This is a genomic window from Christensenella minuta, from assembly GCF_003628755.1.
Lineage (GTDB): Bacteria > Bacillota > Clostridia > Christensenellales > Christensenellaceae > Christensenella > Christensenella minuta.
Window position 1 is genome coordinate 1,479,448 of sequence record NZ_CP029256.1, and the last position, 25,998, is coordinate 1,505,445.

The following is a 25,998-nucleotide window of genomic DNA, read 5'->3' on the forward strand; positions in this document are numbered from 1 at the left end:
TTCCTTATCCTGTTAGCCGACCGAACGAATAAAAGTGCTTTGTCCAGTATGGCGTTTCAAATGACGAATAGCCGATAGGCTTTCCAGCTTCAAGCATCATTCCATTCCCGACGTAAAATGCAACGTGCGTTACAGGATGACCCGCGCTATGCGTTCCTGTAAAAAATATAAGGTCGCCGGGGTGGGCTTCTTCACGCGAAATAGGGGTACACATATTGTAAAGCCCCTGCGCGTTCGTGCGCCCGACGTTTGCCACACCCGACGCATTGAGACACCAACATACATACCCGCTGCAATCAAAGGACGTTGCCGGGGTGCTGCCGCCCCAAACGTAGGGCATACCGATGTATTTTGTCGCTTCGGCTAAAAGTCGCTGGTAGGTTTCGTCATCGTAGGGTTCGCCGGGATAACCGCCTATGCCGCCACCGCCCGGTACACCATTCAAACCGCCGCTGCCGCACTCTACAAAATAATACGGGTTGAGCGTTTCGCCATTTTGCGAATATTCAAGGTATAGCGTGCCGCCGCTCGTGCCGATCTCGTCCCCGGTCTTGACTTCCCGACCGTCCGACACGCTCACGCTTACAAGCCCGTCATAAATGTAACGCAGACCGTCCGCACAATCGACTATAAGGCGGCTCCCTGCTTGCGTGACTGTTCCGGGCTGTCCTGCAAGCAAGGTTGTGCCGTAGGGAATGGAAAGCGTTACGCCGTCCGAATAGGAAATGCCGCCATTGTACGAATAGCCGTAGGGGGTTGTAATATAAAGTGTCCAATCACAATCAATCGGTTTGCCGAAATGCTGGCGGCTCCCTCGGCTCTGCACATACCCGTCATACATTTTTCGTTGCTCGTCATCCATACGACCCGCCGCAATCACGGAAAACATATTGACTGTCACATTGATATTGAAAATTCTTACTTCGTATTCTTCGGTTTTCGTGATAACCTCGCCCGTGGCTGGGTCTGTCGTTTCAACCGCGCGGGTGCGGGTTTCGGTCGTTGCTTCCGTCCATAACTGGAATTGCTCGTCAAACAGTTCATCCAAAACGGGGCTTATATCCTCGAAAATAAAATCTTTATGTGCGGCGGTTAAAAATGCCATTAGCTCGTAAGGGTTATGCTCCACTTCGCCAATGTTATAACGGTACTCGTCGTAGCCGGGGTTTTGCCCCTCCAGGCTATACGCTTCTTGTAATAACTCGGCTTCCTTTTGCGTGTAATAGTCCTGCGCTTCGTTTATGTCCCGATCTGCCGCTAGGTAGGCTGTGCCGATCATTGCCGTGCTGCTCTGCGCGATCATAGCCCCCACGGTTGCCACAAGAGAAGCAACAAAAATAACGATCACGATTACAGCAATAGCGATCACAAGAGCGACGGGGTGGCGCATCAAAACGCCCGCTGTCCGCGCGGTTTTTCTTGCGGTTCTCCCGCCTGTTTTTGCCGCCGACTTTGCCGCCTTACGCGCACCTTTCGCATACTGCTTTTTAATTGCCCGTTTTTGTATGGCTCGTTTAATTGCGGGGGCGTTTTTGCTTTTTGCGCTGCTCTCTGCCGTCCAGCGATAAATACGGTTTGTTTGCGTCCTTACCGTGCGGCGGTCAAGACCCAGCGCACGGCGGGCTTTTAACGTGTTGCTCCGCTTTCGTACCCGCCGCCCAACCGCAAGGGTCGTGTTTACCGTGCGTTGCTCCGTTCGCTGTCCTGCCTTGACCGCCAAATTTTCGTCCTCGACGTGTTGATGTAGCTTGCTGCGTAAATACATTGCGCCGGCTCCCGCCGACTTTGCAATCGGCGTGATTCTTGCAGTCTTTGCTTGATCGTCAAAGATTAGTTTTGTTTTGTATATCTTTTTTTGTATGCTTTGCGCCTTTGACTGTATCGCATTATTTCCCGCCTTTTTACCGCCTGTTTCTGATCGGTCAAAAGGCGGAATTGAATTAACCGCCTTATTAGTAGGCTTTTCCTGTAATGCTTGTGACCGTTTCCGTGGAGCGGGGCGGCGTTTCGGCTGCCCCCGTGGTTTTTGTTTCGGGGTCGGTTGCGTTCCTTTTCCCGTTTGCTCATGGATTGGATCTCCGGGTCGTGCTTTTTTTGTCGTTCCGTCCGCAAGGTTTTCATCAACCAGCCCGTCACGGGTCATCTTTTGGACAACCTTATCTTTCGCCTTTAGCTCAAATTCCTTGCGCTCCAAGTGGCTCATTGCTTGTTTACCTCGTCGGGTTTGGTCGTCATGATCTTATATAGCTGTGTGTCTTTCGGGAAGTGATCAACAAAAGGAATGATCGTATTCCCAAAATACAAAAGCCCCTCGCCCTCATTGCTGTTTGTGACGTATGATAATTGTTGCGGCGAAATAGATAACTGTTTTGCAATTCGTTGACGGTCGCCGGGAGCTTGGTTGAGCATATACACAAAATCCGAATTGTCAAAGATGTTTTCGATCTCCGGGGATAATAGCAGCGTTTTGACATTTTGCGTTATCCCTGTCGGAATGCCGTTCCACTTCCTAAACCGCTGCCAAATTTCCACACTGTACGCCGCTGTTTGTTGGTCTTTGAAAAGCAAGTGAAATTCGTCGATATAAAACCGGGTTGCCTTGTGTCCCTCAAAACGGTTTACCGTAACCATGTTCCACGCTTGATCTTCCAGTATAAGCATACCCAGCTTTTTTAAAGCCTTTCCCAGCCGCCGAATATCAAACGTAATCATGCGCTTATCGGTAAGCCCTATAATGTTTGTACGGTTATTGAACACATTAAGCGTACCCGTAACGTACATTTCAAGTGCTGTTGCGACGCGCTGCGCTTCTGGCTCTGGTTGCTGCCTTAATGCCCGGTAAAGGTCGCCCAATACAGGGACGTTTTCGGGTTTCGGGTTTGCGATATATTCCCTGTAAATAAGGGAAACACAACGATCAATTACCGTGCGTTCGATTGGTTCAAGCCCATTTCTGCCGCCACAAATGAGTTCGCAGAACGAAAGCACAAAATCACTTTTGAGAGTTAGCGGGTTATCATCCTCCGAATAGTTAAGGTTGATATCCAGCGGGTTTATACATTGCTTGCTGTTCGGGGATAGTTCGATCACTTGACCGCCCAGCTTCAAAGTCAATGCGCCGTATTCACTTTCCGGGTCGCATACCAATATTTGATCTCGCGTAAGCAGGAACACGTTTACGATCTCACGCTTTGCCGAAAAACTTTTCCCGGCTCCCGGTGTTCCCAAGATAAGACCGTTCGGAGTTTTTAGCTGTTTGCGATCTGCCATTATCATATTATTAGATAAGGCATTAAGCCCGTAGTACAGGGATTGCGGACTATGTGAAAAAAGCTCTTGCGTTGTAAACGGTACAAATATTGCCGCGCTGGACGTGGTAAGTCCGCGCTGTATGGGAACAAGGTTTCGACCCAGTGGTAAGCTGCTTGCAAGTGCGTTTTCCTGTTGGAAATCAAGCGGCTTTAACGTGCAATTATATTTCTGTGCAATCCCTGCCGCCGCAAATGTTGCATTATCCAGCTTCTTTTTATCGTCTGCCGTATTCATGACAAGGAACGTAACTAAGAACATTCTTTCATTGCGGCTCTGCAAGTCTTTTAATAAGTTTTTTGCTTCGTCGCCATATGTCGCAAGGTCTGACGGTATAATGTCCATGTCGTACCCGCTGCGAACCGCCTTTTTCTGTTCCTCAATCTTCATTTTGTCAAGGTCTGTAATCTTTCGCTTTATGAGCTTGACGGCGGCGTTTTGGTCGATTGACTGAATATGCAGATTGACGATCAAATCAGTGTCCATGTCGAGATAATCGGCAAGCATACGGTCGGAAAGCTCCGGGGCAAGTATTTGCAGATACGAAACCGCGCCGATTTTGCGTCCCATTGTAAACGTCCGATCATCTCGAAAGCTAAACGATGTTGGCGCAATAAAATCTTTTGTGGACAATCCCGATTGATACGTCAAATCCCAATTAAACATAAAGGGTTCTTTGCTGTCCGCATGGAATATGTCGTGCAACACTTTTAAACGGTCGTACCCGTTTAGCAATGATGCCCGAACGCCCAGCACCTTAAAGTTGTTCATTACGTCCATTTCAATGCGTTCAAGCCGCTGTTTCGCGCTTGCGAAGTCGTCCGCTTCAATACCGAATGTAAGGAATTTGCGCTTTTGTAGTCCGTTATTGCCTTTGGCAAGCTGGTCTTTTAACATACTCGCATATTCCTTGCGTATGTCGTCAAAGCTATCTCCCTGCGGTGGTATATCAATGATCTTCGCAAAGTTTTTCATATTGACGGATTGATTGATAAACGTAAGTTGTACCGTGATTGAGCTATCAAAGTAGTTGAGAAAATCACAATAATTTTCAAAAATCGTCGTCTTGTCCTCATTGTTTGCAAGCTGGTATGTGATATCTTGAAATTCAAGCATTTTTGTGTATAGCCTGTCCGTAACCCTGCATATCCCGTCACGATACATACGCAAATAGGGGATTGTATCTTGCGCCGTCCGTGGGTTTGCCGCCTTGCGCTTTTTCATTGCGGCAACGACGCGCTGTTTCTCCTGTGGTGGTAATTTCCTGTTGGGTGAACCGTGCAGTAATTTCATTCCTGTGTTATTTCCTGCGGGTGGTGTTTTTCTTGCCCGCTGCTTCTTTTTTGCTTTTTGCAATATTCATTTCCTCCTTTTTCCGTTCGTCAATTTCCTTTTGTAATTCCGCATAAAAATTGCGCGTCTGATAAGGTCGTTTGCGCTTACGGATGAAATGCGAACCGATATAATTTTTTAGAATCCGTTCAAGTGGCTGTCCGTCTTTTTCGTACATAGCACAAAAGAAAAACGGCATCATAATTACGATCATAATAAAAGCCGCTAAAGACGTTCCGATGTGTGATTTTGTCAAAAGGTAAAAGGGAATACCCACGCCCCCGGCGATCGCAAAGCAAATAAGCTGGCGTTTGGTGAGGTTAAAGGCAACCTTGCTTTTTACCTTGTTCAAATCCTTTGGTACTGGCACATATGGCATAAAAATCAACTCCATTCCTTTTAGTGAGCGTTAAAGATGCTCTTTGAGAATGTCCCTGTTTTGAATAGGGCAAAACAAAGAAGCACGGTATAACCCGCAATCATCCAAATGCTCGCGTGTATGTTCTCCGTGACGGTTAGCGTATTGATAAGAACGGCGTAAATCCCAACACACACCATAATCAAAAGCCCTTGAAATGCAAGAGCTACTAAGCCCCGCAAGTAGTTTGTCCCCATGCTGCCCCATTCTTTATTGGTGAACGTGGCAAAGGGGATAGGTGCTAAACTGCAATACAAATAAATTTCGATCATGCGACCTGCGATTACTAAGGTTATGAGCAATGAGAAAATGAGCATTGCAAACTTGATAATGTATGTTTCCAGCACCAGCCCCAGCAGTTCACCGATTCCCATTGCGTTTAGTCCTGCTTGCATCTGCTCCAGCACGGCGGCAATGTCAATCGCCGTATTTTCTCCAATCGCGCCCGCGCTGGCATTGATAGCATATTGTGCTATGTCGAATACTCCCATAACGATTGTCATTGTGTTTGCAACGATGAACACCGCAATCCCTGCTTTCAAAAAGTATTTAAAAAAGCTGAATGTGTCAAAATCGTGCATATTGTTTCGGTCGGTTATCATCGTGACAAGCTCGTACACCAGCACAAACGTTATTATCATGCCTGCAATGGGAACAATTACCGTATCGGATATGTTCTTTATCATGGCGAATATTTCACCGTTCCAACCGACCGGGGTTTGTCCAACGTCCCCGGCAATCGTACCGACTTTGGTATTTACATCATTGAACATATCCGTTAGGTTGCCCTCAACAACGCCTTTCAAAAATTCCTTAATCGCATTTCCTATCTGTTCAAATATCCAACCCATAGGCGATTACCCGAATAGCCCTGCAAGTGTCGGCACAAGGGTAAGCCCAATGACGATCACACCACCGCCCGCCATAAGCTGCTTAATCCCTTGTGATTTTACTGATGTGCGATAAAGAAGTAATAGAAGTGTAAAAAATTTTGCCGTTCCTATCCGGCACTCGCGCGTTGTGTCGGATAGGTCGGGCGTTAGGCTTCGGGCAAGTCAATCTTGCCGACAAAGCTGTAATAAATCTCAATGTCCTGCCTGCGGGTGCCGTTCTCGTCATAGCTGCACTCATGCACGACGATTTTCTCAATCATCTCCCGCAAGAGGGTGGGGGTCAATTCCTCAAAGGCAAGGTGCTTTCGGACGATACCCATAAACTTTTCCGCATTGACGGTGGCGGCCTGCGACTTGGAAAGTTCCTCCTGCAAAGCGGCGGCGCGGTCTTTCAGTTCCCGCTGTTCCTGCTCATAGTCTGCCGACAGTTCCATGAAACGCTCGTCGCTGATTTTGCCGTTCACATTGTCCTCATACAGCCGCTTGATTATGCGGCTCACTTCAGAAATGCGCTCCTGTGCCTGTTCAAGCTGCTTCGTGGCTGCGGCGGTCTTTCTCTTGCCGCCGATCTCGTTCTGCTGGATAAGCAGCTTCACAAAGCGGCTCTCATGCTTGGCGGCATACTCGGTCACTTGCCGGAGATTGGAGAGGACACCGGCGGTCAACAGGTCGGTGCGGATAAAGTGCGCCGTACAGTCGCGGGTGCGCTTCTTGTAGCTGCCGCAGATGTAACAGTCCTGCTTGCGGTTCTTGTTCTGATACCGCTGCTGGTACATCACATGGCCGCAGTCGGCGCAGAACAGCATACCGGAGAACAGCCCCACTTCATCATAGCGGTTCGGGCGTTTGCGCTGCTTGCGTAACTCCTGCACGCGCTCCCATGTTTCCGTGTCGATAATCGGCTCATGGTGGTTCGGGAAAATGGCCTGCTTCTCGATGGGGTTCTCTACGCTGTGCTTGGTCTTGTAAGAGGGCTTCTCCGTCTTGAAGTTTACCAGACAGCCGGTGTACTCCCGGTTTTCCAACAGGTGGACAACGGTATTTGTCGCCCATTTGCACTCATAGCCGGGGTGATAGCGGCGTGTGCTGCCAGTCCGCTGATATTCCAGCGTCCCCGGCGTGGGGATTTGCTGCTCCGTAAGCATACGGGCAATCTTGGTCGGGCCGTTCCCGGCAAGGCAAAGCTGGTATATCTGCTTGACTACCGGCGCGGTTTCCTCGTCAACGATATAGTTCTCGTCCTCGTCCATGAGGTAGCCATACACCGGCTTGCTGGTAACGGGCTTGCCGCTCATGCCTTTTGCTCGTTTTACTGCCTTGATTTTCTTGCTCGTATCTCTCACCAGCCATTCGTTGAACAGATTTCGCAGAGGGGTAAAATCGTTGTCCATGCCGCCGTTTGCGCTGTCCACATTGTCGTTGACAGCGATAAAACGCACTCCCTTTTGAGGGAACAGCATTTCCGTGTAAAATCCCACCTGCAAGTAGTTACGCCCTAACCGGCTCATGTCCTTGACGATGACCGTACCCACTTTCCCGGCTTCAATGTCTGCAAGCATGGCTTGAAAACCGGGCCTTTGAAAGTTCGCGCCGGAATAGCCGTCGTCGGTGTACCAGCGCAGGTTGGTAAAGCCATTCTGTTTTGCAAAGGTTTCGAGTATCCGTTTTTGGTTCGATATGGAATTACTCTCGCCTTGCAATTCGTCCTCATGGGACAATCTCGGATAAAGGGCGGTAATGAGGTTTTGGGTGGCTTGTCTTAACATAAAATCCTCCGTTTCCGACAGCCAGCCCCACTATTCCGTGGTTTCATTGTACCACGGAACAGGGCTGGTTGTATAGCGGCAAAAGTGTCAAATCTGCTTCTTTACAGCTTGTCAAATCGCCGGTTTTTGTGTAGCAGCGGCTTCCGCTTCCAGTACCCGCGCCATTTTGTCGGCGGCGGTGGTGGTAGTGTCTTTCTTGAAATAGCCGGACACGACAAGGACGGAATTGCCCATGCGGATTTCCGTCACACAGTCGGGGCGGCGGGCGGTGCGGGTGTCGGGCTGCTTGTTATCTGCCATAGGCAATACTCCTTTCACTCGTTCATCAGTTCTTTCAAAAGCCCCAGCTTGTCCTGTGCGGCCTTTTTGCGGAAATTGCCGCCGGTACAGCACACCGGGGGACACATTTCCAGCACCCGGTCATAAATCCGGGAATGGGCGGTGTCTTTTGGGTGCTGCAACTCTGAAAGCGTGAGGTTGGTCGTGACGATCAGCGGCTTGCGGCTGCGGTAACGGCTGTCAATCACATGGAAAACCTGTTCCAGCCCGTATTCTGTCCCGCGCTCCATACCGAAGTCGTCAAGGATTAGCAGCGGATAGCGGCAAAGACGGGAAATATATTCATTCCTGCCCTCAAAGCTGGCGGCAAGGTCATTGAGGATAAGGGCAAAATTCGTCATATAGACGGGGATTTCTTTCTCCATGAGGGCGTTTGCGATACAGCCCGCAAGGTAACTCTTGCCGGTGCCGACGCTCCCCCAGAACAGGCAGCCCACATTCCCGGCGTAAGCCCGTTCCCAGTTCTTCACATAGTTGCGCGCCCGGATTGCCTGCGGGTTCTGGCCGTTGTCGTTCTCAAAAGTCCAGTCCCGCATGGCGGGGTCGGTAAAGCCCCGGCGTTTCAAGTCCTCTACGGTGTCAAGGTGCTTTTGCCGTTTCTCGGCGGCTTCCCGTTCCTCGCGGGCGGCTCTCTGGCAGTCGCACTCTGCCGGGTGGCGGTCACGGCCAAAGATAGCGGCCTTGTCCGGCGCAAAATAGGCTTCTTTCGGCTTATGGCACTTGCCGCAGTACAGTAAACCGTCCTCGCCGGTGTAGTCCTCCTGCTCCGGGGTGGTGGCGGTCAATCTGTCAATCATTTCTGAAAATGTGGTGTTCATAGGCTCTCTCCCTCCTTGAATGAGTAATCGGGGACGCCCTGTTTTGCGGCTCCCTTTCTGTCCCGGTCTGCCCACATACGGACAGCGGCGGCATAGTTGCGGTAATCTTTCCCGGTGGCGGCGATATACTGGCTCAATTCCTCGATGAACCGTTCCAGCCTGTCGGGGTACTCTGCCTGCAACTCGTCGTATTCGGTCTGTGACAGAAAAATATTCTGGTATCTGCCAAAAGCTGCGGGCGGCTCCCCACTCGCTCCCATTGTTTGGTTCTCTGTAAGGTTGTTTATAGTAGTTTGGTTAGGGGACGGTTTTCCGACCATCATAAGGTCGGTTTTCTGACCATCAGTAGGTCGGTTTTCCGGCTCTGTGAGGGTCGGATTTCCGGCCATCAGTTGGTCGGAAAACTGTACCTGTGGCACACGCGGCACTTTCACATATAGCCGGTTCGGTGCGGAGAAGCCGCCCCGTTCCCGTTCCAAAAGCCCCGCCATGTCCAGTTCGTTAAGCGCCCCCTTTATGGTGGTGCTGCCTTTATCCAGTATTTCGGCTATCTCCGCGATGGGATAGATAATATAAATCCTGCCCTCGTCGTCCTGCCACTTGTTCTTCTGGGAGAGGGTGGAGCGGTCTAACAGCAGCGCATAGAGCAGCTTGGCGGTCTGGGAAATCTCCATTTTGAACAGGAAACGGGGATAGGGCAGATAGGCGGGCAGCTTCGTGTCTGCCGTGATATAATCAGCGATAGTATCACCTCCCTGTGTTCGGGTTGATTTTGGCGGTTTGTACGCATTTAGAACGCCGTTTCCGGAGGAAAAGGATAAATGTATCGCACACCCTTTGACACCCACGAAAAAAGCCTTGATTTATGCGGGTTTGAAAGGCTCTAAAGCGTGACATTTATGCCTTTGTTTCCGTTTTCGCTCGGCGGCTTTGATTTTCTTCATGCGTCCGGCGCAGTCGGGGCAGTATTTTCCCCGGTTGGATTTGGGGACAAAGGCCGCGCCGCAGACGGCGCACCGTTTCCGGCTCCCCCGGTACAAGAGGGCTGCGGCCAGTTCCCCGTCAAGGGGCAGGACAGCCACACGGAACCACCGGCACATGAGGGAAAGGGAAATGCTCTGGACGCACACGCAAGGCTCCCCGTCATCTAACAGCAGACAGTTCCCTCCATCGTAGTTACAGCACTCATGCACCAGCCGCCGCGCCCGCCGGTGCTGTCGGTAGTCCATGCGGGGCAGCTTATCGTTCATGGCTCTGCTCCTTTCTGCGGCGGGGTTCCTCCCGGCGCAAAATCTGGTCGATGTTCCGCTTGACGGTCTGCAACTCCGCATACCGCTGTTTCTGTTCGTGGTAGGTGTTATACAGGCCGGATTTCTTGGAAACAAGCTGCTCGATCTCGTCCCGCAACGCTTTCCGGGCGGGCAGCTTGGTAATACCATGCGCCTTGAAATACCGGGCGGCTGCGTCGGCTATGATAAAGTCGCTCTCATGCGCCTGCCGGTATGCGGCGCGGGCTTTCTCGGATTTCTGCGCTTTCAGCCCGTCGCGGGCGGGCTTGGTCTTGGCGTAGGCAAGCACCTGCCGCTGCAACTCCTTTTTCCCTTGTAGCTTCGTTTCCAGTGCTTTCAGTTCGCCGCTGGTCTGGCGCATTTCCTGATAGGCAGTATCAACGGCGGCTTCTAACTGCTCCGGGGAAGTAAAGCCGTATTCCTGATACACATTCAGCGTCGCGGCCATCTGTTTGAGGTTGTGCATGGTCGCCCAGCGTTCATAGCCCCGGCCTTTGCCCTCGGCTTTCTTCTGCTCAATGTCCACAAGCCGCTGCACATTCGGGGCGGTTCGGGCGGCTCTGTCTGCCCGCAGTTGGTCTTTGATAGAGGGCGGCGTACTGGATATAGCTGCGGCCTTTTCTGCGGTTCTGGCGGCGTTCTGTTCCAAAACGGCAAGGACAGCGGCGCGTTCAAAATCGTCGCCCAGCTTGCGGGCGGTAATGGGCTTTGTCCTGTCTGGCGTGAGGTAACTAAGCCGCCCCCGGCTCTCCTTGACGGCCACGCCCTCCCGCAGCAGCAGAGAGGAAAAGTCCTCGAATGAGGCCGCCGCAGACAGCGCGGCGCGTATGGTCTGCCGCAGCTTCTCCTTGTTCGTTTCAAACTTGGTCTGCCGGGGCGTGATACCGCCTGCAATCATGGGGGCGTTCTGCTTATCCAGCGCGGCCTGTCCCTTTTTCTGCGCCCAATACTCTCGGTCTGTGACGCGGTTCTTGCTGCCGTTCAAGAGGTCGATTTGATAAAGCCCCTCCCGGTGGCACATCTCCATGACTTCGGACTTGAAGTAGCGCAAGGCCGCGTCGGTACAGCGGTGCTTGCACCCGGCTTTCGTGTCGGCTGGCCTGTCCATGTAGGGCAGGAACGGCACTTCCTCAATCCGCAGGCTGTTAATGACGATATGCACATGGATATTGCCGCTGTGGTTATGCCCGTCCGGGTGAGTGCATACAAGGGCTTGGTGGCCGGGGAAATGTTCGGCGCAAAACTTCTCGCCCAATGCCTGCGCCCGGTCTACGGTCAAGCCGTTGTCCGGCCCGTCCCGTGGGTCAAAGCTGATGATATAGTGGTGGCTTTTCACATCTTCCCGCCGCTGGTTTTTCTCATAGCGGAGATTTGCCCGCATACACGCAACGGCAAAATCCTCCCCGCCGCAGTTCAGCGTGGACAGCCGGTAGTCCTCGCGGGGGATAAGCCTGCCGGTTTCATCAAGGACGGGCTTCATGGTAAACTCGTCATGCTCAAACAGCAGATACTGTTCGGCGGCTCCGTAGTCGGCGTTTTTAGAGTTGATATGCTTGAGTGTTGCCAACCGCGTCACCTACTTTCTGTAAGACTTCATACTTGAGGGCGGCAAGGTCGGCTATGGCGGCGCGTACCTCGCCGGACAGCGCGTTGTAGGGTGCGCCGTACTCGTTCAGACACCGGGCTATCTGGTTAAGGTTGCCGCCGATTTTGCCGTACTCGGCTGTGAGTTTCCCGACAGCGGAAAGCAGCTCGTCATTGACCGCTGATACATGGATAACGGGGCGTATGGCGGTGCGCCGTATCGCCTGCCGGAGAAATTCGGACTGGCTGATACCATAGGGCGCAAGCCGCGCTGTGAAGTCGGCGTATTCATCTTCGGACAGCCGGGTTTTCACAACGCGGCTGCGGTGGGGTGTGTTGTATCGCTTCGGCATAGGCTGAAAACCTCCTCTCACTATTCCTATTGCTGAATTTTTTCGGATTTTGGGCGGAGAATTTTTCCCCTCACTCCTCCTATTGGGCAACTTTTTTCTACTTTGGGCGGAGAAATCTCTCTACCCCTTTCATTGCTGAACTTTTCGGGAAATAACAAAAATTTTTTTGCGTTTGGGGTAAAAAACTCTCTACTTCTCCCATTGGGCAACTTTTTGGAAAATAACAAAAACTGTTTTCAGTTTTTTCGCCCGCAAGGGCGCAAAGCAGGGTTTGGGGAAGGCACTCCCCAACAAGTTTCCCGCGAGGGGCAAAACCGCAGAATTGCGGATTTTGGCACCGTGGTAGAAACTTGCTCTCCGTGACTGCAAACTTTCTCTCACTTCCGTCCGCCACTTTTTTGGAAAACTGCAACCACAAAAGTTTGTTTCTCTTTTTCTGCTACTACTAATCCTGTAAAGGGCATTCCTGCCCGCTTTCGCTAAAATGACACCGGACGCAGTGGTTTCTACCCGGTGTTGGAGAAATCCTTTCTCTTTGCCCTCTACTACGGGTAAATGCTCCAAATGCCAAACACCAGGGCAGAAAAATTCCCTCCTCGCTTACTACTACAACCGGCAGGGGGCAAAATGGCCGGGAGCGGAGCCGGACAACAAAAAAAGCAGTAAATCTTTTTCAAGACTTACTGCTTTCGCTGGCCGCGTCGGTGGCGGCTGGTATTCAGTTTTTATGACTTGTCCGGTGGTTCGTCAAGCCGGAACTTGAATTGACAGTCAATTAACCGCTGCTTTACATAGTCCTCCACCTCGGCGTTGACCTGCCCGTTCACTTTTGAGAAATAGCGGATATATCCGGCGTAGTGGAGCAGGACAGCGTTCACGGCTTCTGGGTCGCCCTCACGGGCTTTGAGGATTGTTTCATAGGGGAGAAGTCTACTCATACCGGCTCACCCCCATTTCTTCGCGTAGCCGCTGCAAGGCAAGCTGGATATGCCGCCCCGCTGTGCTGCGTGACCGGCCAATACACGCGCCGATCACGCGCTGCGGCTGGCGCAGAAAGTAATAGCGCAGGATTTCTTCCCGCGTCTGCTCCGGCAAAACAGAGATCGCGTCGGCAAGGGCGGCGTTGCAGAGCAGGACGGTCTGACCGCAGACGGTAAATGGGTATTCCTCGTCCGGCTCCGACGCGGCAAACTGGACAAACTTCTCGTTCATCAGATAGTCAAGGGAAACTTGCCGTTCCCATTGCCGTTTAAGCTTCAAAATCTTGTCCAAGGCGGCACAGCGGATAACAGTCTTGCAAAAGGCGTTGTACCTGCGCTGGATATATTCTTGATAGGCTATCTGGTCGGTCATGGAAATTCCCCTTTCTGAATAATAGTGCGGGGCGGTGGCACTTCTTGCTGTCGCCCCTTGATTGCCTACCAGCAAAGGCGGGCGGGGCTGTCAACGGCTGCGCATATGCGCCGTTCATCTTGACCGTTGACTGGCTCGGCTGGGTTTGCTATTTACCCGACAAACTTGAATTTATTTTAAGCTATCACGTTTTACCTTCTTAAGCCTTACTATCATTACCATAGGAATTTCTTTGTTGGTTTTAAAACATTCTTCATAAAATCCATCAATGACAAATCCAGCTCTAAAACAAAGGTTAAAAATATCTTGTATGGAACGATGATAATAAATCTGCTCTTTCGGTTGCCCTTCAATCGCTATATCATAGTAACTGTGCGGTGTCATATATTTTTCAGTCAACGTGACAAAACAAGGGTGTTGCGTTGCAAAGACAAAAATTCCGCTTTCCTGCAACAGTTCATAAACAGCCATAAGAAGTGGTTCAATATCCGTAATATCCATAATTGCCATATTAGAAACTGCTTTCGTAAAGGCTCGATTTCTTTTTAATTCTAATATACTTTTTCTATCGGTCGCATCCGCCACACAAAATTCAATTTGTTTTGCATATTGTGATTGCCGTCTTTTAGCCAATTCTATCATTTTTTTGCTGTAATCAAAAGCGACAACCGAAGCGCCTCTTTGTGCAAGATACGAAGAATAATTTCCATTGCCACACGCAATATCCAAAATGTAATCCGCAGGATTAGGAGATAGAAGTTCCGTTACTTTGGGACGCACTACCTCTCTGTGAAATTCATTAGATTCGTCACCCATTGCATTATCCCAAAATTGTGCGTTCTCCTCCCAGATTTTTTTACTTTCCTCTGTTCCCATGTTCTCTCCCACTCCCCAAATTTGCTTTTTTGCTTCCATTAAATCTTCCTTACTATATTCCATTGTTACCCTCCATAACTTCTGATTGTTGCCGTCTTGACGATTATGTATCTTTACATTACCTTCTGAAACATATGGCGCACCTTGTCCAGGCGGCTGTTTGGACGGCGGGGCTGGATGACCGGCTGACCGACAGCGGCCTGATATCCTTTCAGCTCTGTAAGGCATACGCTCCGCCCGTTGGTGTAAAAGGCCAGATCAGTACGGTATGCCTGTATACAGCGGGCGGGAATCTCGCCAGTAAAGACAACTTCATCCTTTTTTACCTGGGCCGTTTCGATGGTGGCACAGTATTTCGGTGCATCATGATAAGCCCTGGAAAGGTATTCCTGGGGCGCATAGAGGATGAAGGAGAGATAAGGTTCCAGCAGCTGCGTCCCCGATTCCTTCAATGCCTGTTCCAATACAATCGGGGCCAATGAGCGGAAGTCCGCCGGCGTGCTGACCGGACTGTAATAAAGCCCGTATTCAAAGCAAATCTTACAGTCCGTTACGTTCCAGCCGAACAAGCCCTGCTCCAGCCCGTAACGGATACCATCCCTGACAGCGTTTTGAAAACTCTGGTTCAAGTATCCCAGCGAAACCCGGCTCTCGTATTGTACACCGGAGCCAAGCGAGAGTGGTGTAACAGACAGTCCTATGGATGCCCAAAACGGGTTGGGCGGCACCTCGATATGGATGGTGTGGCTGGCTGCTTTGAGCGGCCGCTCCATATAAATGACGGAGGGTTCCTTTACCACTGTTTCAAGCTTGTATTTTTCCGACAGCAAAGCGGAAACAACCTCCAACTGCACCCGGCCCAAAAAAGAAAGAATGATCTCATGGGTGATGGAATCCACTTCGCAACGCAAAAGCGGGTCAGTATCCGCAAGTTGCGTAAGAGCGTCCAGCAGCCGTTCTCTTTGCGCTGCCGTTTTCGGCGCAATCGTCGTCCGCAGCATGGGGAGGGGGTCCTCGCGCCACCTTTTACGAGGGAGCCGGGTTTGGTCCCCTAATACATCGTTTAACCTCACGCTGTCGCTGGGAAGGATAACAATTTCACCCTGATAAGCGGTGTCTGTCCGAACAATTTCCCCTTTGGATGGAATACGCATCTCTGTGATTTTCAGCTTTTCTCTCCCGGCCAGGGCCACCGTATCCCGCAGGCGCAGCGTTCCGCTGTATAACCGTAGATAGACACGCCGCTGGCCGCAATCGGTGTACTCAACCTTGAAAACGCTGCCGCATAGGGCGGCGCCCCCCTGTTCCCCAATCGGTTGGAACAGCCCTGTCACCGCATCCATCAACGGTTGAATGCCAAGGCCATTTTTGGCGCTGCCATGATAGACTGGGAACAGGGAGGCGTCTTGAACCCGCTGCTGTTCCTCCCGCGCAAGTTTTTCCCGGCTGATTGGTTCTCCTGCGATATACTTTTCCAATAATTCATCGTTATTTTCGATGACCGCATCCCATGCTTCTATGTCGGTATTTTCCTCCAGGACTATTTCCGGGGACAGCGACACCGTCTGCTTGATGATAATATCGGCGGAGAGCTTATCCCGAACAGACTGAACCACGCTCTGCAAATCAACGCCAGCCTGGTCGATCTTGTTGATAAAGATAACGGTGGGAATGTTCATTTTCCGCAGGGCATGGAACAGAATACGGGTCTGGGCCTGCACGCCATCTTTAGCGGAGATCACCAAGATGGCCCCATCTAAAACAGCCAAAGAGCGGTACACCTCCGCCAAAAAATCCATGTGGCCGGGCGTATCCACAATGTTAACTTTACATCTGTGCCACTGGAAGGAAGTGACTGCCGCTTGAATGGTAATCCCACGCTGCCGCTCCAAAAACATGGTGTCCGTCCTCGTTGTCCCTTTTTCGACGCTCCCCGGTTCTGAAATGGCTCCGCTGGCATATAGCAGGCTCTCCGTCAAGGTCGTCTTTCCAGCGTCTACATGGGCAAGAATTCCAATATTGATTATTTTCATGTGATTGTCCTCCCTTTACAGCCCCAAAGGGCATAAAAATCCCCAGCAGTAAAATACTTTTACCACTGGGGATTATAAGTTGCGGACATACACATATACAGCATACACCTGTTTGTGATTGCTGTTTTTGGGGATATGTCAAAATTGATAAGGCAAAAGTATTCTTAAATTGGGTACAAAAAACTAAGCCCCTACAAAAGGAGCTATCATAATCCTTTGTTCCCACTATTTGATTATAGTTTTATTTAAGAATACCTTGCCGCATATTTTTTACTCCTTTTCTGGATTAAATCATTGTATCACATCAGTTTTAGGAAAGCAAGTACCTAAAAGAAATTTTTCTTCCCCTTATATGTAACAATCATACCGGCTTCCTAGCGTTCAGAATGTTTTCTGCTGTCTGCTGTGGTGTTTGGTTGGAATTGTCCAACCAAAAGCCGATCCGTGGTGTTGTCTGCATTTTACTAAATACAAATTCAATGTATACAGAAAGATATAAGGAGTGGGAGGGATTCCGCCGTAGTTGGCATTGTAGGAAAATCCAAAAGTTTAGATTTTCCCACAATGCTTATCTTTTGGTCTTTGGTTCGGAATAGTGTAGTGCTGGCGGTCTATCTCTTGTTTTCGGTTGCTTGCTTCCTTACCGTACATGAGCATTAGCGGCGGGATTGTCGTTGCCGTAGCCCTCTAAAAGATTGACAAGACCCCAAATTGCAAGACCCGCGCCCAGCGCGATTACAAGCATTTGCAATACCTTTACTGCTTCTGTAAAAAATTCCATATGTTTCATTCATCCTTTCATGAAATAGAAAAGGGGGCGTGATCTTCACGCCCCCATGTCGTATAGGTCAAACACTGTATCTGGCTTGACCCTTAACCTTGTGCTTAAAAACTGTTCAATGTTGAATGTGTTCCGCTCGTCGTAATCGGCAAGATATTTGTAATTCGGGTGTTTTGTAATATCGTACTTATCCGAATAAAACGGACGTACACCGCGCACTTGTAAAATACATTTCCCGCCGTCCATTACTGCAAGCTGATCTTTTGTCATCAACTCCTTTCCAATTTTTTGATAATTCAGTCCGTGGCTGATCTCGCGTCCTCTGTTTTCCGTTTCATTGAACAAGTCCACCGTTTCACGCCCCAATGCTTCGGAAATGTCTTTGATCGTGGACGGTTCCCGACCCCCTAAAAATAAGGTGCTGTCCATACTCGCTATGATCGTTTCCGCATTGTCCTTGTAGGTAGCCTTGCATTGCGAATAGGCTTGATAGATAGGACAAATGCTAATTCCGCGCGATCTTACCACACTTACAAGCCTTTCAAGCTGGTTAATTTTACCGATATTTCCCGCCTCGTCGATTAGACAGCGAACATGAATAGGAAGCCGCCCGCCGTATACGTCATCGGCTTTTTCGCACAACAAATTAAATAGCTGGGAAAAGATAAGAGCCGCCAAAAATGAAAATGTTCCGTCTGTATCGGACAGGATAATAAACAGGGCGGTCTTTTCGTCGCCCAGCGTGTCAAGCTCCAATTCATCATAAGCCATAACTTCGCGTAGCTCCGCAATGTCAAAGGGAGAAAGCCGCGCACCACATGAAACCAAAATACTTTTTGCGGTTTTTCCTGCCGCAAGTTTATATTTCTTGTATTGCCTGACCGCGAAATGCTCTGGGGCTTTTTCTTCCAGCCGATCAAACATTAAATCAACTGCATTTTTAAAATTCTCGTCATCCTCGCGCACTTCGGAAGCGTCTATCATTTCCAGCAGGGTAATCATATTTTGTTCTTCTGCCGGGGCTTCGTAATGGATATATCCGATTAAAGCCGTGTAATATAGCCGCTCTGCCTTAACCCAAAAATCCTCACCCGCTTTTTCTCCCTCGCCTTTGGTATTCTCAATGATCGTATTAACCAGTTTCAAAATGTCTTTTTCACTGTGAATGTAGGCAAACGGGTTATAGTGCATTGACTTTGAAAAATTGATCGTATTAAAAATCTTGATACGATACCCGGTCTGTTCAAGCATTTTTCCGCATTCAAGAATTACCGTTCCTTTGCTATCCGTCACAACATATGAACTGTGACATTGCATAAGGTTTGGTTTCAAAAAAAAGCGCGTTTTTCCGCTCCCGCTTCCACCATACACTACAACGTTTTTATTCCGCGCGTACTTCGGATTTTTAGGGCGGTCGTTAAGCGTTAAGCCCTCGGTCTGCGTCAATATGACATTCTTTCGGGGGGCAGCGTCCATGAACGGCTTAATATCTGCCGGGGTTCCCCAGCGGGCATTCCCGTATTCCTCGCCTTTGCGGTATTTCTTTGCGTTTTTTCTTTTTGCATATAGAACAAGCAGGAGAGCCGCCGAAACGATCACCGCAAATAGTAAATCCATGCCGTGTATACTGATTGGCGGGAAATCAAAAAGGTGCGGTAAATTCCGCACCGTGTTTGAGAGTTTGACCGCGCCCGTTCCGGCGGACAGGCGATAGACAAACCCTAGCTTATCCGCTATACAAAAAATAAGACTAAAAGGGAAAAGGAATAAGAGCCGCTTTTTTAGTCCGGGGGTAATCTTCATCGGTCACGCCCCCTATCCCGTTTGATCGTCTTTGTCTTGACGCGATTTTTAGCCTGTTCTTTGAATTTTTTAAGCTGCTCCCGGACAGAGGGGCGTTCCTGCTTCTTTAACTTTTTGGCTGTAAACTCGCGGAAAGCAGCTTGCAAGGAATCAGCGTCTTTTCCCTTGAAGAACACCAACCACCGGGGTGGATTAACGGATTTATCCTTTTTTATGGAATAATCAACACCATATTTCCTTGCCGGACAGTCGAATGCTCTAATATTTTTGTCCGTGATCTCTATGCTTTCAACATTCCCATTTGTCGCCGCTTTAAGATGTTTTAAGCTCTGTTTCCCTTTGTAAATCTCCTTTCCTTTGTTATTTTTTGTCTTGCCCTGCATTGATATAAAACGTCGCATTGCATCACGTATCATATCCGCTGTTATCTTTGTTCCCCGCAAAATAAAACCAACGGCTTTTTCATTTACGCTTTCTTGCAATCGTCATCACCGCCGCCCGTGTCCTCTTGTTCCTGCTGGGTCTTTCCCAGCGATTCAATACACATAATCATATAGCATCACTCCTTTACAAATACAAATCGTGGTTTACCTCGGCTCGGTAAAAGTTATCTATCGTCGCCGGGGCGTTAAACAATGCCGTCAAAAGATATCCTTTGATATTTCTGATCTTGGTTGTGTTGTTCCTCATGCAGCTTAAAACATATTCAACGTGCATGAATTTAAGTTGTAAAAACCTAGCTTTCACCAACTCGGCGGGCTTATCGTCCCCGGAAATCCGTATGCGGGCTTTTCCGCAGCACAACGTTTCAGTCATAAGCTCCACGATCTCGTTTACCTGTTCCGTGCCGTACCGTTCGCATAATGTCTCATATTCAATATTGGTGCATAGCTGCGCCCTGCAATTTTCAATCGCTTCGATCGCGCCAGTAGGGTTGATAGATTGATCTTTCTTTGATACCTCCGTTCTTAATTCTTGTATAATTGATTTCTTAGTATTTAATTGTGCGGGATTTTCCAGTATTGGTTTTCCCAATGCTGGGTTTTCCTGTACTGGATTACCCAAGACTGGATTTTCCAGTTTAGGCTGGGGCTGCTCTAATATCGTGTATTCTGTTTCCGCAAGCTGCCCTTGCGCGTTCCTTATCCTCTTGCGGATAACGTACCCGTTACGCTCCAATTCCCGCACTGTTGCCCTAATTGCGTCCACACCGTCACGGCATATGGCAGCAAGCCCCCTTGTGGTATAATCCCAATTATCTGGGAGAGATAGCATTAAGGACAAAAGCCCCTTTGCTTTGAGCGATAAGGCGGTGTTGCGTAAGTGGTGGTTTGCCATGACGGTATAGTCCTTTGTACGCTCCACCCGGTATACTGCCAATAAATCAGCTCCTTTCCGTTTCTTTTTCTATCCGGTCTCGCGCCAAGTTGCAAAAATTTGGATTTAATTCAATTCCAATATATTGTCGCTCGGTACGAATCGCGGCAATGCCCGTTGTTCCGACCCCCAAAAAAGGGTCTAACACAATGCCGCCTTTCGGACATCCCGCAAGAATACAGGGGATTATGAGGTCTACAGGATAAGTCGCAAAATGCGCCCCTTTGTACGGTTTGGTCGGTATTGTCCACACGTCCCTGCAATTCCGCATAAGAGGCATCTTCAAACTGTCCCGCCGTGTTCGGAACAATCCTTGCATCGTTTGCCCTGGAATACCGTCCGAATATTTATTTTCACCTACTGCGCGTCTGTACCGCGCTACGGTGCTGGCTTTTACAGGCTGCTTTATAGCTTCGTGGTTAAAATAATACCGTGGAGATTTTGACAATAAGAAGATGTGTTCGTAAGAGCGGGCGGGGCGGTCTTTAACGCTCTCCGGCATTGCATTAGGTTTTTGCCACACAATATCAGAACGTAAAAACCAGCCTTTTTGTCGTAATGCAAACGCTAATTGCCACGGAATACCTATCATATCTTTCTGTTTAATTCCATTCCATAGTTTCGGCATTTTTACGGCTTTATTGTCTTTAGAATATTTGTAAGACTGTTTGCTTTTCTTTTTTGCTCCTGCTCCTTTCCCGCTACCAGCGTAACTATCTGCAATAATAATCCAAAGTGTGCCATTATCTCGCAATACCCGCCATACCTCCTGAAATACTTCCATTAGTTTTTGAATATATGAATCGGGGGATTGCTCTAACCCTATTTGTCCATTTACACCATAATCCCGCAAGCCGTAATACGGGGGGCTAGTGACACACATATCCGCACACCCTTTAGGTAGGGTTTTTAGCATTTTTATTGCGTCACCACATAAGATTTTATTCAAAACTGTTTTTATACTCCTTTCACGAAAAGGGGAGCGTAAACGCCCCCTTTAAAACATCTTTTTCTTTTTGCCTATAATCCAAATAGCAAGCATACCGCCGCCGATCACCGAAAGCAGGATATATAACAAAATATTTGTGTTGTCGCCCGTCTTTGGCGGACTTCCAGCTTGTCGGGGTAATTCCTCCGGGTTCTCTGGCTCCACGGGTACGGTCGGTATCTTCTCATTTACAATCGTGATTTCCACCGTTTCGCCGTCATGGATAGGTGAAAACTTATATTGTACTTCGTTGGGCTGGTAGCTTTCATCGGGGGGCTGTAATTCCTTGATGTAATAAAGAGCGTAGGGTAAGCCCGTGATTGTGTATTCGCCGTTTTCCGTGATCGTAAATTCTTGAAGCAACTCATCACCGTTTTTCGGGATTTCTGCGCTTGTTGTGGCGGTCGGCTCCGATGTTTCGGTCGCGGTGGGCGGGACTTCGGGCTGTCCGGCTATGTCTTTGATCTTGAAAAGACCAAACACCGCGCCGTTAAGCCTGTTACCCGCTTCGTCGGTTTTTACGATTTTAACACTCCCATGTAATAAGATATTTTCAAATTTTGCCGTTGCCGTCCCGCCGTGCGTCACTTCGACCGTTTGGCTCCCCGGTTCAATATATCCCACTGTGCGATCATTACGTACCTCGGTTATTTTGTAGCGACCCGCAAGAATCATCGGGACTTGTATTCCTCCTTTGCTATCCGTTTCAAAAATGCCCTCATATGGTACGCCCGTAAGTGATACGCCCGTGATCTTGAATGGTATACCCTCAACCTTTCCGTCCTCTGCGGTCTTAGTGATTTTGATACTGCCGTGCATCAACTCGTTCGGAATAGGTGCGCCGTCATTTACCGCTATTTCCACGGTCGGCGTTTCCATACCTGCATAATCAAAAACAAAATCATATTCCAAATCATTTAGCACGTACCCGTTACCCGCTTGCAGTTCCTTAATGTACCAACTGTAACCACAAGGCAAGTCCGTTTTGATTGTCGCGGCTCCGTTTTCGTCCAACTTGATTACTTCAAGAAGCGCGTCACTTTCCAGCAAAACCGCATCATCCGCGCCAATATCGTTTCGACTGAATAGACCCAGCACGATATCCGGGTAAGGGTTATACGTTTGATTTAGCGTGGTTTCGCAATCTTTTTTTAAGGTAACAACCGCTTTTTGCCGCGCGTTTGTGGTTTCTGCTTTGGTTGCTACAATCTGCGTTTCCTGATCTTCATATGTGATTTCAAACGGTATCGGGGTAGGGTCAAGCACCAGCGGGAACGGAACGGATTTTTCGATAAGCTGGTAGCTGCCAATATACAATAACTCGTTTGACGTTGCCCGTCCGTCCTCGCCTGTTGTGATCGTGTCCAAAATGTCCCCAGCGTTCGCCCTTGTCGTCCCGTCCGGGGTTATAATATCTTCTGCCGCCACAACGTCATACACCGTGTCAGAAATCCCAATAAGGGAATAAACAGGGCTGTAAATCGTGCCGTATTCCTCGTCCTCGGTTTGCGTAAATCCCGCTAGGCTTTCACCTTGTTTTAAAACTGTGATCGTGCCTTTCACGGGTTCGTTGTGACTTTCTACCTCCAATATTGCGGCGTGGTTTTCTGCCGTGATCGTAAATGGTATGGGGTCGGTGCTAATCGTGTACCCGTTGGGAGCTTCAACTTCGTATAGTTCAAAATCACCGGGTCGCAATGGTTCTGGAAGTACAAGAGAACCGTCAAGGGCTGTTGTGAATATGTCAATCTGGGTCGGCGTAGGGTAGTTGATGTTTTGGACAACCCAATTATCCGTACTATCCATAATTTTAAACTTCGTTTCAGCTTGTACGGGCTGCCCGGTTTCTGCGTCTCGTTTGATAATCTTTACTTCGCTGTTGTAGGCTTCATTTTCCAAAATATAGCGATAAATTTTGCCTTGTGTCGTGATCTCGATTTCAAACGGCTCTATCAGCTTATACCCTGCGTTTGCGTCGCTGGGGATTTCCTCGCACAAGTACCGCCCATATTTAAGCATGGGAGTAATGCAATAACCGTTTTCGTCGGTCTTAACCTTGCAAATCTCTTTTCCCGTGGAAACAAGGGACAGCTTAAATTCCACATTCGGCAAAGGCTGTTTTATCCCACCGTCGTCGCTGTCCCCGGTAAGCGGTACGTCCGCAAATTTTACAAATGCCGCCTGTCCCTTGATAACTGTATCGGTCACGCCCACATCAGCCCGTCCGATTTCTACGGTCTGCCCCGCAAAATCAGGCGTAACTGTGTAAGGATTTGAATTAAGATTATATCCTGTCGGCGGCTTCTTCTCGATTACTTTTACCGTCTGTAATGGAATGAGTTTACTGGTCGCCGTGCGTCCGCTTGCGACGATGTAATCTATAAGCCGTCCCGCGCTATCGTATAGGGCATATTCCGCGCCGTCAAGCGTCGCGTCCGTGTCCTTTGGCGTTCCCGTTTCTGCGTCTGATTTTGTCACAACAATGTTAAATTTCTTTAAGACGTTGGAAAATGTGACGTTGCTTGTTTGTCCTGGCAATACTCGGACGGTTTGCGCGGCGGGCTGCACATATCGGTTTGCTGTCCCAATCTCTGTAACCATATAGTCCAAATTTGCCAAAAGCCCCTCGGTCGTTATCTCTCCACCGCTCCCGGTCGTAACAGTTCGATCAACACCGTTGCCCGTTATGCGGAATTGCATTCCCGCAACCGCGCCGTCCTCGGAACGCTTCACAACTCGGATATTACCGATCTTTTCCGTTTTCAACTTAAAGGATGAAGTGACGGACATTGTTTCGCCGCCCTCTGATACAGGGGAAAGCGAAACAAGGTTTTGATATTTGCTATGAATCCAGTATTCCGGGGAACCGTTAATTATTGAGGGTAATTCGTCGGTCGGCAACTCTTTTGTTGCCGTTGCTTGCACATCATCAAACATATTTGCCGTGGAAATATGCAGCGTGTTTCCGCTGCGTGTGAAGTTCACGCCACTTGCAGAAAAATCATAATACCGCAACACGCCGTTAGCGTCGTTGATCGTCGTTTCAAAACGTTTGTTTACTGGATTATATTTTAATTCAATCTCGTTGCTGTCAAAACTAGGTTTCGTCGTGTAATTACTCACCATGTCGCGCAACTCATGGTAAATGTCTATTGCGGTTGGATTAGCTTCAAACATTTGATTGATAATATAATCCTCGTCGCTTTGGTCGTACTGCCCGGACGCAATAATCCAAATAAGACCCTGCGTCGCCATTGCGTTATCCAGCCAATCGCCGCCGTAAAGTGCGCCCGTATGATCGTTATACCCTAAGACCAGCGTTCGTTGAATTAGTTCCTTTTGCCAATCCGCAAGGTCGCTGTAATCGTCGGAACAATCATATTTACTGCCTTGCGCGACCGTCACGCCGTATTGTAGGCAATACGCAATTTTTGTGTCGCCCGCATCGGTCGTCATATGGAATGTAGACCATTCTTTATAATATCCGTCCGTCACGTTAAACGGGGGCGGGAAACTCGAACCGAACGTGTATTTATATTGACTATGATGTGTGTAATGGAATGTTGCCCCGCTATCCAGCGCGAACGCCGAAAGCGGAAAAGCCACAAGCACCGTTACAAGTAGTACAATAAAGGCAATTAGCCTTTGTCCTTTTTTCATGATTGGTTTTTGCTCCTTTCGTTTTGGGGTAAAAAAATACGCCTGTCAGAGACAGACGTTTAAAGTAAATGGGCTATGCTATTTCTTCGTCGCGTAGTTCTTGGATAACCTCGCCAAAATCCGCAAGGAATGAAAAAACGAAATATTCCAATGCTTGTGGGTGTGATGCTATCGGAACGGCTTCATCTGAAAACTGTAAGCCCATAAGACCATAAATAACGCGAATGAGGTTGAATAGCTGTTCTCTGTCTTGTTCTGTGTTCATATCTAAAAAGATATGAGTTAAGCGGTTGATCGTGTCCATGTCCCCGCCTGTGAACGTCCAAATTGTTTCAGCAAATGGTGGCGTGATAGCCCCCGAAACAAGATTGATCTTGTCTTTGCAAATCTCGCCGTCTTGCTGTATAATACCTTTAGCGATTAAAGGGTTTTCTTGCATCTTATTTTGCTCCTTTCTTCATACGAAGTTAGCTATTTAGCAGTTTTAAATTTGTTGCCGTGTTGCCCTTTTGTTGCCCGACCGTGTAAAGTAATGATTTAAGGCTTTATAACGTCTTATGTGAAGTTATTTAAGAATCCTTTAGATTAAAGGTTTTTCGGTAGTAAGATATGGTAGGTTTTGGAAAGATATAAGGGCTTATTTTGAAAAAATACCCCTCGAAATCGTGTAGCCTTAACGGGCACGTGGGTTCGAATCCCACCTCCTCCGCCAAACGTGAAAAATCACGCCGCAAGGTGTGGTTTTTTATTTTAGGGGACAGTTATGAGCCCTGCGCAGATTCATGCAAGTGCAGAGCAAAGCCGCTGCACGCGCTATTCCACCTTCTCATCCAGCTCAATATTCGATTTATTCAGCCGTTTGGACTTGCTATTCAGCTCATCTTCATAGGGAAAAAGCTTCTGAACCTCGGCCTTTGTATTGTCAAGCTTTGAGCGTTTCTTTCCCTGCAGCTGATAGACAGGCTTTGTTTCTGCCTCTGCATATTTCTTGGCGGTTTGTGGGTCGATATGATATTTCTTCTTATT

22 protein-coding genes and 1 pseudogene are annotated in these 25,998 nt (G+C 48.8%); all 23 read right to left on the minus strand.

Annotated elements, in window-relative coordinates; genetic code table 11:
* Nucleotides 1-4 precede the first annotated feature (4 nt).
* Nucleotides 5-2,203, minus strand: coding sequence for a C40 family peptidase (locus tag B1H56_RS07045; protein ID WP_066522973.1), 2,199 nt, complete (start codon nucleotides 2,201-2,203; stop codon nucleotides 5-7).
* Nucleotides 2,200-4,602, minus strand: coding sequence for a VirB4-like conjugal transfer ATPase, CD1110 family (locus B1H56_RS07050; RefSeq protein ID WP_066522972.1), 2,403 nt, complete (start codon nucleotides 4,600-4,602; stop codon nucleotides 2,200-2,202). The genes B1H56_RS07045 and B1H56_RS07050 overlap by 4 nt, the downstream gene beginning before the upstream one ends.
* Before the next feature lie 7 nt (nucleotides 4,603-4,609).
* Nucleotides 4,610-5,020, minus strand: coding sequence for a PrgI family protein (locus tag B1H56_RS07055; protein WP_066522971.1), 411 nt, complete (start codon nucleotides 5,018-5,020; stop codon nucleotides 4,610-4,612).
* Between the two features lie 20 nt (nucleotides 5,021-5,040).
* Entirely contained in the window at nucleotides 5,041-5,910 is an 870-nt protein-coding gene (locus B1H56_RS07060) for a VirB6/TrbL-like conjugal transfer protein, CD1112 family (protein ID WP_066522970.1), read from the minus strand.
* Between the two features lie 6 nt (nucleotides 5,911-5,916).
* Entirely contained in the window at nucleotides 5,917-6,063 is a 147-nt protein-coding gene (locus tag B1H56_RS15155) for a Maff2 family mobile element protein (protein ID WP_082771022.1), read from the minus strand.
* Between the two features lie 35 nt (nucleotides 6,064-6,098).
* Nucleotides 6,099-7,718, minus strand: coding sequence for a recombinase family protein (locus B1H56_RS07070; protein WP_066522968.1), 1,620 nt, complete (start codon nucleotides 7,716-7,718; stop codon nucleotides 6,099-6,101).
* 111 nt (nucleotides 7,719-7,829) lie between these two features.
* Nucleotides 7,830-8,018 carry a transposon-encoded TnpW family protein gene (locus B1H56_RS07075; protein WP_066522963.1) on the minus strand — a complete coding sequence of 63 codons (189 nt, stop codon included), beginning with the start codon at nucleotides 8,016-8,018 and terminating at the stop codon, nucleotides 7,830-7,832.
* Between the two features lie 14 nt (nucleotides 8,019-8,032).
* Complete coding sequence (locus B1H56_RS07080) at nucleotides 8,033-8,875, minus strand: ATP-binding protein (protein WP_066522962.1); 843 nt, start codon at nucleotides 8,873-8,875, stop codon at nucleotides 8,033-8,035.
* Entirely contained in the window at nucleotides 8,872-9,723 is an 852-nt protein-coding gene (locus B1H56_RS07085; RefSeq protein ID WP_232818859.1) for a replication initiator protein A, read from the minus strand. Before B1H56_RS07085 ends, B1H56_RS07080 begins: the two co-directional genes overlap by 4 nt.
* A gap of 15 nt (nucleotides 9,724-9,738) precedes the next feature.
* The gene (locus B1H56_RS07090; RefSeq protein ID WP_079699043.1) at nucleotides 9,739-10,125 is read right to left on the minus strand and encodes a cysteine-rich VLP domain-containing protein; all 387 of its coding nucleotides are present in this window, start codon (nucleotides 10,123-10,125) and stop codon (nucleotides 9,739-9,741) included.
* Complete coding sequence (locus tag B1H56_RS07095; RefSeq protein WP_066522957.1) at nucleotides 10,115-11,731, minus strand: relaxase/mobilization nuclease domain-containing protein; 1,617 nt, start codon at nucleotides 11,729-11,731, stop codon at nucleotides 10,115-10,117. Before B1H56_RS07095 ends, B1H56_RS07090 begins: the two co-directional genes overlap by 11 nt.
* Entirely contained in the window at nucleotides 11,703-12,101 is a 399-nt protein-coding gene (locus B1H56_RS07100; RefSeq protein ID WP_066522956.1) for a plasmid mobilization protein, read from the minus strand. The genes B1H56_RS07095 and B1H56_RS07100 overlap by 29 nt, the downstream gene beginning before the upstream one ends.
* A gap of 725 nt (nucleotides 12,102-12,826) precedes the next feature.
* Complete coding sequence (locus B1H56_RS07115; protein ID WP_002586615.1) at nucleotides 12,827-13,039, minus strand: helix-turn-helix domain-containing protein; 213 nt, start codon at nucleotides 13,037-13,039, stop codon at nucleotides 12,827-12,829.
* Nucleotides 13,032-13,454, minus strand: coding sequence for a sigma-70 RNA polymerase sigma factor region 4 domain-containing protein (locus B1H56_RS07120; RefSeq protein WP_002586616.1), 423 nt, complete (start codon nucleotides 13,452-13,454; stop codon nucleotides 13,032-13,034). Before B1H56_RS07120 ends, B1H56_RS07115 begins: the two co-directional genes overlap by 8 nt.
* A 171-nt stretch (nucleotides 13,455-13,625) precedes the next feature.
* A complete protein-coding gene (locus tag B1H56_RS07130; RefSeq protein ID WP_002586626.1) occupies nucleotides 13,626-14,393 on the minus strand; it encodes a class I SAM-dependent methyltransferase in 768 nt (255 codons plus the stop codon).
* A 50-nt stretch (nucleotides 14,394-14,443) separates the two neighbouring features.
* Entirely contained in the window at nucleotides 14,444-16,363 is a 1,920-nt protein-coding gene (gene tet(W), locus B1H56_RS07135; RefSeq protein ID WP_002586627.1) for a tetracycline resistance ribosomal protection protein Tet(W), read from the minus strand.
* A 652-nt stretch (nucleotides 16,364-17,015) separates the two neighbouring features.
* A pseudogene (locus tag B1H56_RS07145) lies at nucleotides 17,016-17,144 on the minus strand (Maff2 family mobile element protein); the annotation flags it as partial.
* A gap of 45 nt (nucleotides 17,145-17,189) precedes the next feature.
* Nucleotides 17,190-18,941 carry a VirD4-like conjugal transfer protein, CD1115 family gene (locus tag B1H56_RS07150; RefSeq protein ID WP_407920133.1) on the minus strand — a complete coding sequence of 584 codons (1,752 nt, stop codon included), beginning with the start codon at nucleotides 18,939-18,941 and terminating at the stop codon, nucleotides 17,190-17,192.
* A gap of 2 nt (nucleotides 18,942-18,943) precedes the next feature.
* Nucleotides 18,944-19,429, minus strand: coding sequence for a PcfB family protein (locus tag B1H56_RS07155; protein ID WP_066522951.1), 486 nt, complete (start codon nucleotides 19,427-19,429; stop codon nucleotides 18,944-18,946).
* 85 nt (nucleotides 19,430-19,514) lie between these two features.
* The gene (locus B1H56_RS07160; RefSeq protein ID WP_066522950.1) at nucleotides 19,515-20,327 is read right to left on the minus strand and encodes a DUF6017 domain-containing protein; all 813 of its coding nucleotides are present in this window, start codon (nucleotides 20,325-20,327) and stop codon (nucleotides 19,515-19,517) included.
* A 4-nt stretch (nucleotides 20,328-20,331) separates the two neighbouring features.
* Nucleotides 20,332-21,240 (minus strand): DNA-methyltransferase, encoded by a 909-nt coding sequence (locus B1H56_RS07165; RefSeq protein ID WP_066522991.1) that lies wholly within the window; start codon nucleotides 21,238-21,240, stop codon nucleotides 20,332-20,334.
* Between the two features lie 81 nt (nucleotides 21,241-21,321).
* Nucleotides 21,322-24,972, minus strand: a complete 3,651-nt coding sequence (locus B1H56_RS07170; RefSeq protein WP_066522949.1) for a SpaA isopeptide-forming pilin-related protein — start codon at nucleotides 24,970-24,972, stop codon at nucleotides 21,322-21,324.
* A gap of 73 nt (nucleotides 24,973-25,045) precedes the next feature.
* Nucleotides 25,046-25,411, minus strand: coding sequence for a hypothetical protein (locus B1H56_RS07175; RefSeq protein WP_066522947.1), 366 nt, complete (start codon nucleotides 25,409-25,411; stop codon nucleotides 25,046-25,048).
* Between the last annotated feature and the right edge of the window lie 587 nt (nucleotides 25,412-25,998).